The 14,402-nt window shown below is 72.2% G+C and carries 4 protein-coding genes; all 4 read left to right on the top strand.

The window, feature by feature from the left end; all coding sequences use genetic code 11:
* The first annotated feature begins 18 nt into the window (after positions 1–18).
* The 4 genes from OIE69_RS01840 to OIE69_RS01825 all read left to right on the top strand — a co-directional run bounded on the left by OIE69_RS01840 (position 19) and on the right by OIE69_RS01825 (position 14,402).
* A complete protein-coding gene (locus OIE69_RS01840; protein WP_326570163.1) occupies positions 19–1,356 on the top strand; it encodes an ATP-grasp domain-containing protein in 1,338 nt (445 codons plus the stop codon).
* 64 nt (positions 1,357–1,420) lie between these two features.
* Positions 1,421–6,784 (top strand): non-ribosomal peptide synthetase/MFS transporter, encoded by a 5,364-nt coding sequence (locus tag OIE69_RS01835; protein ID WP_326570162.1) that lies wholly within the window; start codon positions 1,421–1,423, stop codon positions 6,782–6,784.
* An 80-nt stretch (positions 6,785–6,864) separates the two neighbouring features.
* Positions 6,865–13,350 (top strand): polyketide synthase, encoded by a 6,486-nt coding sequence (locus tag OIE69_RS01830; protein WP_326570161.1) that lies wholly within the window; start codon positions 6,865–6,867, stop codon positions 13,348–13,350.
* Positions 13,347–14,402, top strand: coding sequence for a ketoacyl-ACP synthase III family protein (locus OIE69_RS01825; protein ID WP_326570160.1), 1,056 nt, complete (start codon positions 13,347–13,349; stop codon positions 14,400–14,402). The genes OIE69_RS01830 and OIE69_RS01825 overlap by 4 nt, the downstream gene beginning before the upstream one ends.

Raw genomic sequence — 14,402 nt, 5'->3', positions numbered from 1 at the left:
CGCCCGAGGAGAGAACAAGTGACGACGGCCCATCCCGTGATCATGGTGGGATTCGCCTGGGTGGCGGTGGCCGCCATCGGCGTGTTCCAGCCCGACGCCTCGGTGATCCTCATCGAGGAACCGGGGACCATCCGCAAGGGTCACCTGCGGTCCCGGCTGAAGGACGCGGCGGTGATCCGTGAAGTGGTCGGCTGGGATTACCGACGCGCGGGTACGGCAGACGAGTTCTTCAACGCCCACCCCGATCTCGCCCCGGCCGCGATAGCCCCGGCCGTCGAGTACGCCACTCCGTTCGCCGCGCGGCTCGCCGAGCGCTACGGCCTCCCCGGCGCCGGCCTCGGAGCGGCGGAGCTGCTGCGCGACAAATCGGTGCTCCGCAGGGTGACCCGGGCGGCCGGTATCCCCAACCCCGAGTCGCAGTCCGTCAGCAGCGCGGATGAGGTACGGGCGTTCATGGCGGGCCATCCGGGCGCTGCGATCCTCAAGCCGGCCGACCGGGTGGGGTCCCTCGGCACGCACGTCCTCCGGTCCGCCGACGACATCGATGCGGTCTGGGCGCAGTGCGTCACGGAGTGCCGCACCCTGGATGTGAGCGTCTCGGGGTCGGACCGGCCGGCCGATGTGCGGATGCTCGTCGAGCGCTTCGTCCAAGGACGCGAGTTCAGTGTGGAGTTGCTGGTGTCGGCCGGCCGGACGCTGTTCGGCAACGTGACCGAGACAGAGCTGTACCCGGGCCCCAGGCCGGTCGAGCGCGGAAAGCTGGCGCCCGCCGACATACCCGAGGAGCTCGAAAGGCGTCTGCGTGACCAGACCGAGGCGGTCGTGCGCACGGTGGGCTTCGGTACGGGCCTCGTCTGCTGCGAGTGGATCGTCGAAGCGGGCACGCCCTACCTGGTCGAGTGCGCCGGACGCCTGCCCGGCGACTTCATGGTGGATTTGATCGAGTGGGCGTACGACACGGAGTTGTTCCGTGCCTACTGGGGCCTCCACAAGGGCGAGATCCCGACGCCCTCGCTACCGCGGCGGGCCGGGCGGTTCGCGGCGGTCCGCTTCCTGCACGCCGGGCCCGGCGTGGTCGAAAGCGTCGGCGGGCTGAAGGAGGCGTATGCGGTTCCGGACGTGATCCATTGCGGCTTCATGGTGGAGCCCGGCACACGTACCTACGAACTGCGCCATTCGATGGACTGCGCCGCTTTCGCCATCAGCTGTGCAGCGACTCCGGACGAAGCCGTGCGCCGGGCCGAGGAGGCGGTGGGCCGCTTGCGGATCACGATGCGGCCGTCGTCCGGCACACACGGATCACGAGGCTTTCCCGGGCGGCCATCGGATGCGTCCGCGCTGTACCCGCAGACATGAGGCCGTGCCGGCCGGACCGCCGGCCGCCGGCCGGCGGCAGGCATCTCGAAGGAGGATGAACGCCATGGGAGCTGGGGCTCTCGGTGAAGGCTCGCTGGTGACCGCGGACGATGCGCAGACGCGCTCCCGTGAACTGCTGGAGCGGCGCCTTGTCGCCGCGCTCGCCAAGCCCGCCGACACGTTGCCGCGACGCTCCGACCCGTCCGCGCCGGTCCCGCTCACGTCCGCGCAGACCAGGCTGTGGTTCCTCGAGCAGCTCGGCACCAGCGGCTCCGCGTTCCACTCCCGCGTCGTGCTACGGCTGCGCGGTTCCCTGGACGAACAGGCCCTGTTCGATGCCGTCCGGGAGCTGGCGCAGCGCCACGAGGTGCTCCGCAGCCGGATCGAGGAACGGGACGGGGAACCCGTCACCGTCGTGGGCAGCGCCGCGGACGTACCGGTGACCGCCGAGGACGTTCCCGCGGAACGCCTGGACGCGGCGCTTGCGGCGGAGGCCGACCGGCCCTTCGACCTGGCGCTGCTGCCGCCCATGCGTGCAGCGCTGCTCCGGAGCGGCGACGCCTGGGTACTGGCTCTGACGTTCCATCACATAGCGATCGACGGAACATCCTTGGGCGTGATCCGCGCCGAACTGCCCGTCCTGTACGCCGTAAGGCTCGGACTTGCCGAGGCCCCGCCGCCTCCGGAGCAGCACACCGATTACGCCGCGTGGCAGGTCTCCCGTCCGGAGCCGCACGACGACCTGGACTGGTGGGAGGAGGAACTGGCCGGGCTTGCGCCCCAGCTGGACCTTCCGGCCGACCGGCCCCGGCCCGTGGTCGCAAGCCCCGGGGGCGCCGAGGTCGACCTGGTGATCGCAGGCGACCGCGCCGAGCGGGTCCGGGCGGTCGCCGCGCGGACGAGCTGTACCCCGTTCATGGTGTTTCTCGCGACCTGGCAGGCGTTGCTGTCGCGTATGTGCGGCACCACCGACGTGCCCGTCGGTGTGGTGGAAGCAGGCCGCCGCCATCCCAGTACGGACAACATGGTGGGCTGCTTCATCAACACCGTCGTCATGCGTACCGACCTCTCCGGCGACCCGACGTGGGCGGAACTTCTCCAGCGGACCCGGGAAGTGGCCCTGGACGCGTTCGCCCACGCCGACGTGCCGTTCGAACGGGTGGTCTCGCGGCTCCGCCCCGACCGCAGCGCCACCTCCGCCCCGATCGTCCAGACGCTGTTCAACTTCCTCGTCCTGGGCGACGAACCGGAGGCCTTCCCGGGACTCGAGGTGACCGCGCTGAGCCCACCGGTGCTGTCCGCCAAGTCCGATCTCCACCTCACCCTGGCGGAAGGTCCGGCCGGCTTCACCGGCAACCTGAACTACCGCAGCGATCTCTTCGACGAGGAGACCGTCCGGGACATCGCGTTGTGGTACCAGAACCTGCTGGCGCAGATGCTGGACGACCTCGACGAGCCGGTGGGCGCCGCGAAGTTGACACCGGCCGCAGCGCCGTCGCTGCGCGGCCCGGTGCGCGAGGAGACACCGCGCCTCCTGCACCCGCTCGTCGAGCGGTGGGCGGACCGTACCCCCGACGCGCTCGCCGTCGTGGCGCCCGACGGGCGGCTCACCTACGGCGAACTCGACCGCACGGCCAACCGCATCGCCCACGCCCTGATCGCCGCGGGCGTCACCTGCGACGAGCCCGTCGGGGTCCTGCTGGAGCACTCGGTCGCCCTGCCCGCCGCGCTGCACGGCGTACTCAAGGCCGGCTCCGGATACGTGCCGCTGGACGCCATGTATCCGGCGAGCCGGATCGCCTCGATACTGGAGACCGCCGGGGTCCGCACGGTCGTGACCGTGCGCGAGTTCGCCGCACTGGTCGAGGGGGACGGCAGACACGTCGTCGTCCTCGACGACCCCGCGACGCTCCGGGACCGCCCCGAGCACCGGCCCGCCGTGCCGGTGCGCCCCGAACACCTGCTGCACGTCATCTTCACCTCCGGGTCCACCGGCACCCCCAAGGGCGTCGCCGTCGAGCACGGCGGCGTGACCGACTACCTGGAGGGCGTCCTGGAACGGCTGGGGGAGGATGTCCACGGCGGGGTCTACGCCGTGATGTCCACGATCGCGGCCGACTTCGCCCACACCTGCTTCCACGCGGCCCTCACCACCGGCGGCACCCTCCACCTCGTGGCGCGTGAGACGGCCATGGACCCCGTGGCCCTGGCCGGCTACCTCGCCGACCACCCCATGGACGTCATCAAGCTCGTCCCGAGCCACTTCGAACTGCTCGCGGCCCACGGAGACATCGGCGCCGTCCTGCCGAGCAAGCTGCTGATGTTCGCCGGCGAGGCGCTGCCCTGGTCCATCGTCGAGCGCGCCCGCGCCGCCCGCCCCGGGCTGCGGGTGCAGAACCACTACGGGCACACCGAATCCACGATGGTCCGCATGGTCTGCGACGTCGACGACGTGCCCGAAGGCCTGCGGACCGGCATCGTCCCGCTCGGCCGCCCGGTGCCGAACACCACCGGCTTCCTCGCCGACCGGGACGGCCGCCCGCTGCCCGCCGGCATACCGGGGGAGTTCCTCGTCGGAGGCCCCGGAGTCGCACGCGGCTACATCGGCGCACCGGAGCTGACCGCACAGCGGTTCGTGACCGTGGACGGGCGGCGCCTGTACCGCTCGGGCGACGTCCTGCGGATGCGCGCGGACGGCTGGGTGGAGTTCCGCGGACGCGTCGACGACCAGGTGAAGGTACGTGGCTACCGGGTGGAGCCCGGCGACGTCGCCGAAGCCCTGCGCGGGCTGCCGGGTGTCGCCGAAGCGGTCGTGCTGCCCGTCGGCGAGGGACAGCGACAGGGCCTCGCCGCCTGGGTCGTACAGGACCCCGGAAGCTGCCTCGACTCTCGCGAGATCCGTACCGGGCTTCGGGAACGGCTGCCCGAGTACATGGTGCCCGCCTCCCTCACGGTCCTCGACCGTTTCCCCCTGACCCCCAACGGCAAGGTCGACAGAACCGCCCTGCCGCGCCCCGCCTCACAGGACGCCGAAGACCGCGTACTGCCGCGCACCCCCACCGAGCACCGCCTCGCCGAGGTGTGGGCACAGGTCCTCGGACTGCCCGGCATTGGGATCGACGACGACTTCTTCGCCCTCGGTGGCGACTCGTTCACCGCGGTCCGGGCTGTACGGGCCTGCGACCCCGGCCTGCGGGTGATCGACATGTTCACCCGGCCCACCGTCCGCGAGTTGGCCGCACACCTCGACGCGGCCGACGCCGGGCGGGGCCGCCTGCTCCACCGCCTCAGCGGGTCGCGGAACGCCGCGGCCACCGTGGTCTGCTTCCCGTACGGCGGCGGATCGGCGGCCGTCTACCAGCCGCTCGCCGCGGCACTCCCGGACGATCTGGCGCTCCTCGCCGTCGAGTTGCCGGGACACGATCCCGCGCGCCCCGACGAGGAGTTCCGGCCGCTGGACGAGCTCACCGAACGGCTCGCCGAGGAGATCGAGGCGACGGCCGGCGGCCCCGTCCTCGTCTACGGGCACTCCGTGGGATCGGCCGCCGCCGTCGCGCTCGCCCGCAGGCTCGAGGCCGGCGGACGCGAGGTGCTCGGCGTGGTCGTGGCGGGCAACTTCCCCACCGCGGGCCTGCCGGGACGGGCGGCCGCCTGGGCCAACCGCGTCCTGCCGCTGGAACGCTGGGCCTCCAGCCGCCACTACCGCGACATCCTGCGCACGACCGGCGGAATCCTCGACGACATGGACGACACCACCACCGAGACCGCCCTGCGCGCCATGCGCCACGACTCGACACAGGCCCGGGCCTGGTACGCCCGGGAACTGGCCGCGCCACGTGCCGCCCTGAAGGCGCCGGTCCTGTGCGTGGTGGGCGAGGCCGACCACTCCACGGAGCTGTACCAGGAGCGGTACCGCGAATGGGGCGCCTTCGCCGACCGGGTCGAGCTCGCCACCATCCCCAAGGCGGGCCACTACTTCCTGCGCCATCAGGCGACCGCCCTCGCCGCCCTGCTCAGCGAGCGGATCACGGACTGGACCGCCGGGCGCCTGCCCGAGCCGGTCGCCGCGACCCCGGTACGGCCCTCCGGCCTCCGCGGCTTCCACACCGTCGCGGCCGGGCAGTTCCTGTCCATGCTGGGCGGCAGCCTCAGCATGTTCGCCCTCGGCGTGTGGGCCTACCAGCGCAGCGGCCGGGTGCTCGACCTGGCCCTCGTCACGATGCTCGCCACGCTCCCCGCCGTGCTGGTCACCCCCATCGGAGGGACGGTCGCCGACCGGGTGGACCGCCGCCGCGTCATGCTCGCGGCGGACGGCACCAGCGCCCTTGCCATGGCAGCACTGGCGGTGCTCCTGGCCACCGGCCGGACGTCCCTGGCGGCCGTGTGCCTCATCGTTACGATCACCTCCATCGCGACCGCGTTCCACCGGCCCGCGTACCTGGCCGCCACCGCCCAGCTGGTGCCCAAGCCCTACCTGCCGCAGGCCAACGCCCTCGTGGGGCTCGGACTCGGCTTCGCGAACGTCGTCGGACCGCTCCTCGGCGGCGCCCTCGTGGCCCTCGTCGGAGTGTCCGGCGTCGTCGGAGTGGGCGTGGGCGCCTTCGCCGCGGGCATCGGGTCCCTGCTGGCCGTCCGCTTCCCCGACCGGATGTTCCGGCGGCAACGCGAGACTTTCGGCCAAGCCCTCACCGGGGGCTGGCGGTTCATCGCGCGTCGCAGGCCGCTGCTTCTGCTGACAGGCTTCGCCGCGGTGCTGAACCTCTTCGCCTCGACGGTGTTCGTCGCCGTGCAGCCGCTCGTCCTGTCCTTCGCAGGAGTCCCGCAGCTCGGCCTGGTGACGACCCTGGGCGGACTCGGCGGTGTGCTGGGCGGACTGCTGATGATCCCCTGGGGCGGGACCCGGCGCCGGGCGATCGGCGTGATCGGCGCCACCCTCGGCGTCGGCGCCGGCACCGTTCTGATGGGCCTGCACGCGTCCCTGCCCGTCGTCGCGATCGGCCTCGCACTGCGGATGGGCGCGATGGCCGTGATGAACGCCCACTGGCTGTCCATCATCCAGGTCAAGGTGGGACAGGAACTGCAGGGCCGGGTCCTGGCCACCAACGTCATGCTCGCGCTCGCCACCCAGCCCGTGGGGTTCCTCGCGGCGGGCCCGCTCGCCGACGGCGTGTTCGCCCCTCTCCTGCGAGGGCACCCCGCACTCGGCGGCCTGCTCGGCAGCGGTCCCGGACGCGACATGGCCCTGCTGATGATCGCGTGCGGGCTGTGCATCGCCGTATGGGGCGCCGTCGGCCTCCTGTACCGGCCGCTGCGGCGGCTCGAGGACGAACTGCCCGACGCGACACCCGGTGCCGAGACCGAACACGACCTGGACCTCGTCCAGGAACAGGCGGACACGCGGTTCGCCGCCACCCGCCGCAAGGGCTGAGTCCGCCGAAGAAGCGGTCCAGCCAGCAGCATTCCCCGTGGTCTCGCCAGAGCCACCCAGCCAGACATGAGGAACAGACCGTGCCCGTGCACGACAAGCCCAGCCGCACAGCGGGGCGGGAGTCCGCCCAACCCATCGCGGTCATCGGCATGGCCGGCCGGTTCGCCGGCGCCGACACCGTCGACGAGTTGTGGGCGCTCCTGCGCGACGGCACCGACGCGATCACCGAGATCCCCGCCGACCGTTACGACGTCGACCCGCTCTACGACCCCACCCCGCGCACCCCCGGCCGCACCGTCAGCCGGTGGGGCGGATTCGTGCGGCAGGTCACGGACTTCGACGCGGGCTTCTTCGGTATCACCCGGCGTGAGGCGGACAAGATGGACCCCCAGCAGCGTCTGCTGCTGGAGGTCGCCTACGAGGCCCTGGAGGACGCGGGCCTCCCGCTGGCCGCGCTGGCAGGCTCCGGCACCGGCGTCTACATCGGCCAGATCAGCGACGACTACTGGCACGTCCAGCGCGCCGCACGTGACCACTACGACCTGTACGACATGACGGGAGGCGGCCTGCGCGCGCCCATGTCAGGGCGGCTGTCCTACGCCTTCGACCTGCGAGGCCCCAGCCTCACCGTCGACGCGGCGTGCTCCTCGGGACTGGTGGCGGTGCACCATGCCGTGCAGGCGCTGCGCCTCGGCGAATGCCGGCTGGCCGTCGCCGGCGCGGCCGGTCTCGTCCTCCGGCCCGACGCAGGAGTCGCTTACTCCGGAGCGGGCATGCTCGCCAGGGACGGCCGCTGCAAGTTCGGCGACGCGTCCGCGGACGGCTTCGTCCGCAGCGAAGGCGTCGGCAGCGTGATCCTCAAGCCCCTCTCCCAGGCGGTGGCCGACGGGAACCGGATCCGGGCGGTCCTGCGCGGCTCCGCGGTGGGCAACGACGGCCGGTCCGGCGGATACATGGTCGCCCCCGGGGTCAAGGGCCAGCGCGACGTACTCCTGCGTGCCTACGCCGACGCGGGCGTGAATCCGGCCGACGTCGACTACGTGGAGGCGCACGGTACCGGGACCGCTGTCGGTGACCCGGTCGAACTCGAAGCCCTCGCCGAGGTCCTGGGCAAGGACCGGCCCGCCGATCGCCCCGCCCTCGTGGGCTCGGTCAAGACCAACATCGGGCACGCCGAGGCCGCGGCGGGAATCGCCGGCCTCATCAAAGCGGTGCTCTGCCTCGAAAAACGCGTCGTCCCCCCGAGCCTGCACTTCAACGAGCCCAACCCGGCCGTACCCTGGGCGGCACTTCCGCTGAGCGTCGCGACCCGGAACACGCCGCTACCCGACGCCGGACGGCCCGCTCTGGCAGGCGTCAACAGCTTCGGTATCTCCGGCACCAACGCCCACCTCGTCCTGGAGGAGCACGTGCCCGCCCCGGTGCCCGTCGGGGAGAAGGCGACGGACCGCACGGAACTGCTCACCCTCTCCGCCGCGACACCCGAGGCGCTCACCGAACTCGCGGCCTCCTACGCGCGATTCCTGACGGCCGGGAGCAGCCGTTCCCCCCGCCTGCGCGACGTCTGCCACAGCGCGGCGCTGCACCGTTCCCACCTCGACGCCCGGCTGGCCCTTGCGGCCGCCACCCGTGAGGAGGCCGCATCGGCGCTGACCGCTTTCGCGCAAGGCGACCCCGAGCCCTCCCTGTCCTTCTCGGAGTACACCGATCCCGCACAGCGCCCCAGGGTCGCGTTCGTCTTCCCCGGCCAGGGCTCCCAATGGATCGGCATGGGACGTGAACTGCTCGACGGCGAACCGGCCTTCGCCCGCGCCATGCGGGCGTGCGACACCGCGATCCGCGCCGAGACCGGCTGGTCCGTCATCGACCTACTGCAAGACGGGTCCGAGGACCGCTTCGCCGAACTCGACGTCATCCAGCCCACGCTCTGGGCGATGGAGATCGCCCTGGCGGAGGTGTGGCGCTCCTGGGGCGTCGAACCCGACGTCGTCATCGGCCACAGCATGGGCGAATCGGCGGCGGCCTACATCGCGGGAGCCCTGAGCCTCGAGGACGCCGCGGCCGTCATCTGCCGCCGCAGCCGGACCGCCAAGCGCCTGGCCGGCCGTGGGGCCATGGCCGTGGTCGCCCTGCCCGCCGATGAGGCGGGCCGGGCCCTCGCGGGCCACGAGGACACCGTCTCCGTCGCGGCCGCCAACAGCCCCACCTCGACGCTGCTCGCCGGAGACGTGGACGCCCTCGCCGAGGTCCTGGTGGGCCTCGACGCACGGGGGATACCCAACCGGCTCGTCAAGGTCGACTTCGCCTCGCACTCCCCGCACATGGACGTGCTCCGCGACGACCTGCTGGAGGCACTGAAGGACCTCGCCCCGCGCCGAGCGATCGTCCCGATCCACTCGACGCTCCTCGGCGAGGTCATCGACGGCTCCGGCATGGACGCCGACTACTGGGCCAGGAACATCCGTGAGGCCGTCGACTTCGTCGGCGCGGTACGTCACCAACTCGACGCCGACGACACCGTGTTCATCGAGCTGAGCCCCCACCCGGTACTGATCAACGCCATCAGGGAGACCGGACGCGCGGCCGGCCGCGACGACACCATCGCCGTCGGCTCCCTCCACCGCGACGAAGGCGAACGCTCCGCATTGCTGACGGCGGCGGGGCGCCTCCACATCGCCGGGGTGGCGCTGGACCTCGCCGCCATCGTCGACGGCGGCCGGTACGTTCCGCTGCCCGGCTACGCCTGGCAGCGCACCCGGCACTGGCTGCCCGAGTCCGCCGCCGCTCCGAAGCCCGCGCGGCCCCGGCCGGAAACCAGGCCGGGCCACCCGCTCCTGGGAACCCGCACGACGACCGCCGGAGACACCCGCACGTGGGAGGGACCCCTCGATCCGCGCCGCCACGCCTACCTGGCCGACCACCGGATCCAGGACACCGTCGTCGTGCCCGGCACCCTCTACCTGGAACTGCTCACGGAAGCCACCCGTCAGATCATCGGTGACGGACCGGTCGCACTGACCGACGTCCACTACCGTCAGGCCCTCTACCTCGACGGGAACGGCCCGGCCCCCACCCTGAGGGTGAGCGCCGTCCTCCGTGCGGAGGATGTGGCGTTCCAGGTCCACGGCAGATTCTCCGACGACACCCCGTGGGTCCTGCACGCCGAAGCAGCGGGGCACGCCCTTCACGACCCGGAACACGGAGCCCCGGTCGACCTGGCGGCCGTCCGGAACAGCCTTCCCACCCACCAGAGCGCCGCCGAGTTGTACGCCTACAACGCCGAACGCGGCAACCAGTGGAACGGTGCGTTCCGGGGCGTGGTGGAGCTGTGGCGCCGGGACGGCGAGGCGCTGGCACGCCTCGCCAGTCCCGAGGCGGTGCGCGCCGGCCTCGGCGACCACCACTTCCACCCCGCGCTGCTCGATGCCGGCTGCCATGGGATGGCGGCGGCCCGTCCCCGCACGGTGGCGGACGCGGAGGGCGTGTTCGTCTTCGGCGGCATCGACGAGTTCCGCTCCTACCACCGGCCCGGGCACCAGGTGTTCAGCCACGCCCGCCTGGTACCGACCTCGCGCGAGGACTCCTTCGCCGCCGACATCCGCATGGCCGACTCCTCCGGCCGGCTCCTGGCCGAGATGCGCGGTGCGCGACTTCAGTACCTCGCCGGTCACGCCCCAGCCCTCGAGGAGGACCCCGTGACAACCACCCCGGTTCCCTCGGCCCCTGGGGACGACCTGGACAGCCTCCGGTACGAACTCCAGTGGAAGACGCAGCCACGCCCGGACACCGTCGGCGCACCTTCCCAGCACGGAACCTGGCTCGTCTTCAGCGACAGCGGGCCCCTCGGACGGGCCGTGGCCAGAGGGCTCGCGGCCGAGGGCGAGGACACCGTCGTCGTGACCGCCGCCGCGAGCTACCAGGCCGCCGACGACCGGTTCCGCATCGACCCCGCCGACCCCGCGCACTACGCCGAGGTGCTGGACGACGTCGCGGACCGCGGCCCGCTTCGTGGCATCGTGCACCTGTGGTCCCTGGACGCGGAAGCAGGACTCCACGCCACGGCAAAGGAGATCGACAGAGCCCAGCTGCTGTCCTGCGGCAGTGTCATCCACCTCGCGCAGGCCCTGGACGCCCGGAAACACCCCGGCCCCCCCGGGCTGTGGCTTACCAGCCGCCACGCCCAGCGCGTCGCAGCCGACGACCGGCACGTCGCCCCCTTCCAGGCGCTGCTGTGGGGACTGGGACGCACGCTCTCCGCCGAGCACCCGGAGCTGCGCACGCGCCTGGTCGACCTCGACCGCGACCCCAAGAGCGTCGACGCCCTGATCGCCGACCTCCTCCGACCCGACGACGAGGACCAGATCGCGTTGCGTGACGGCGCGCGCCATGTCGCCCGCCTGGTCGCGCGTCAGAAGATCCGCGAGGGCGCAGGGACGGTGGCGGCCGTGCGCCTGTCCCCGCCACGGCCGGGGAGCGCCGACGAAGTGCTGACCCCCTTCACACCTCCCGTGCCCGGCGCGGACGAGGCCGTCATCCGTGTCTCCCACGCCGCAGTCGACCTCCCGGGCGTCCCGCTGGCCACGGGCTGTTCCGGGACCGTCATCGCCGTCGGGGACGGCGTGCGCGACGTGGTCGTCGGCGACCTGGTCATCGCCCTCGCCGAGAACGCGACGGCCTCCCACGTCGTCACCGAGGCGGTCCTCACGTCGCCGATTCCCGCGGGCATCGCACCCGCCGAGGCCGCCACACTTCCCTGGGCGTACCTCACCGCCTACCACGCGCTTCACGACGTCGTCCGTGTCGCGAAGGGCGACCGCGTACTCGTCCATGCGGAGACGGCCGGGATCGGTTCGGCCGCGGTCAATGTGGCCCGGTGGCTGGGGGCGGACGTCCACGCCGTCGCCGGAAGCACCGACGATTCGGCGCTCCGTGAGGGCGCGGGCGGGGCCGGGGCCGGATTCGACGTCATCCTCAGCACCCGGACGGGCCACGGCCCGGGCGCCGGCCTCTCCTTGCTGGCACCTTATGGACACTACCTGGAGCTCAGCGGGCCCGAGAGCGCCGATGCCGGCCCCCTGGAGCGCATACCGCTGGTGCCCAACCTCTCGTTCCACACGGTCGACATCGCCCACATGATCCGGCACCAGCCCCATCGCGCCGGTACGGCGCTGCGGACGGTGGCGGACCTCGTCGGCAAGGGGGCGCTCTCCCCACTGCCCCACCGGGAAGTCAGCGCCGCCCGAGCCGCTGGGGTCCTCCAGCGGGAGAGCCCGGCCGGGCGCTTCACCGGCCAGACCGTCCTCGCCTTCCCCGACGACGTGCTGCCCGCCGCACCGGTCCGCAGGAGGACCACGTCCGCCGCTTCCGTGCGCCCTGTGGGCACGTACCTCATCACCGGTGGCGCGGGAGGCATCGGGGCACGGCTCGCCTCCTGGCTCGTCGACCAGGGAGCCCGCACCCTCCTCCTGACCGGCCGAACCCCGCTGCCCGATCCGGCAACAGCCGCCCCCGACCACCCACAGACCGGACTACCGGTCCTGCTGCGGGATCTCGCGCTGCGGGGCGTCGACGTCGAGTACGCGGCCGTCGACGTGGCCGACCACCAGGCCATGCGCGCGCTCCTCGCCGACAGGTCCCACAGGGGCAAGGCACCGCTGCGCGGGGTGTTCCACGCCGCCGGGACCTACGACTGCGTCCCGGTGAGCGACACGACGGCGCTGCACCTCAGCTCACTCCTCAGGGCCAAGGTGTCAGGGGCCTGGAACCTCCACCGACTGGTGCAGGACATGCCCCTGGACATGTTCGTCCTGTTCTCCTCCGGCTCCTCGATCCTGCCGTCACCCCTCCTGGGCGGCTACGCGGCGGGGAACGCGTTCCTCGACGCCCTGGCCCACCACCGTCTTGCCGCCGGCGCCCCGGCCACCTCGGTCAACTGGGGCTACTGGGACGGCGTCGGCATGGTCGCCCGCCAGGAACAGGAGAACGGCCGGGACCTCATCCCACAGGGCATGGCGAGCTTCACTCCCGACGAGGGACTCACCGTTCTGGGGCGCATCCTCGCCGAAGGCACCTCGCACTCCCTCGTCCTGCGAACCGACTGGCCGTCATGGGCGCGCGTCCATCCGCACGCGGCACAAGCGCCGCTGCTCGGCGAACTGACCCGGCGCGACACCCCCGCACGGCCGCACGCTCCGGCTGACCCGGCGCGATCCCAGACCCGCGCGGCCCGCCCGGCACCCCCGACACGACAGACCGTGGTCAGCCCCGTCCCCGTGTCACGCGCAGGGACGGATTCCGGGGTGGTCGAGACGCTGAAGAAGATCGCCGCCGCCATCCTGGGCCTGAAGCCGGAGCGCGTGAACGCCAGCCGGCCGCTCAACAGGATGGGCATGGACTCGATGATGGCGGTCCAGCTCAGGAACGACATCGACCGGCAGCTCAGGGTCAGACTGCCGATGGTCAAGATCCTCCGGGACAGCTCCGTCGAATCCCTCGCCCAGGCCATTGCCGACACCAAGGCCGCCACGGCGGCCGACCACGAGCCGGAAGGAGCGTCCTCGAAGTGAAGACCCCCGACCTGTACATCGCAGGGCTCGGCGTACACGTCCCCACCGTCCTCGACGCCAGGAGAGCGGTGGAACTGGGCCTGTACGACCCCGAAGACCACGAGTACCAGGGATGGACGGGAGCGGCCGTCGCCGGCGACACACCGGCACCGCACATGGCCGTGCGGGCAGCGCGCCAGGCCATCGAGCGCGCCGGTACCCACCCCCACGACCTCGCCCTCCACATACACGCCGGCATGCACAAGCAGGGGCCCGGAGCCTGGTCGGCCCAGCACTACGTCCTGCGCCACGTCACCGACCGGGACATCCCCTCCTACCAGGTCAGTCAGGGATGCAACGGACTGATCGGCTCACTCGAACTCGCCGCCTGCCATCTCCTGGCCGTCCCCGAGCGCGTGGCGGCACTCGTCACGGGCTCCGACAACGTGAGCGCCCCGCATTTCAACCGCTGGGCATCGCTGGAGAACGGCGTCATCGCCGACGGAGCCAGCGCCGTCGTGCTCACCAAAGAGCCGGGTTTCGCCAGGCTCCTGTCGATCAACAGCGGATCCACCGCCGAGGTCGAGGAGCGCTTCCGTGACGAGGAGTTCCCTCCCGTGACGGGCGTGGACGCCGAGGACCGGCCGGTGACGGCCGCACCCCTGGACGAGGCGGTCTCCGAAGCCGTGGGGCGTCAGGGGGAACTCCGGACGGAGCTCGCTCTGCGGACGATGGCCGAGGCCGACCTCGACGTCGGCGACATCACCCGCGTGGCGCACATCTTCACCGGCCGGGAGGGCTACCTCAAGGGGATCCTCGACCCCATTGGCCTGCGTACCGAGCAGGGGCTGCTCGAATTCGGCAGAGGGCTGGGGCACATGACGGTCAACGACCAGATTGTGGGCCTCAATCACCTCGTCACGATGCGGGAAGTCGACGCGGGCGACCATGTGCTGATCGTGGCGCACGGGGGCGGGGTCTCGATCACCTGCGCCGTCGTTCGCATCGAGCACCTGCCGACCTGGGCCGTGGGGCGGCCCTCGGCGGCGGCAGCCGAGAACCGCCGAGGATAG

This window comes from Actinacidiphila glaucinigra (assembly GCF_035918135.1).
GTDB lineage: Bacteria > Actinomycetota > Actinomycetes > Streptomycetales > Streptomycetaceae > Actinacidiphila > Actinacidiphila glaucinigra.
The sequence above is the reverse complement of the archived record's forward strand: the minus strand, read 5'-3'. Positions and strand labels throughout refer to the sequence as shown.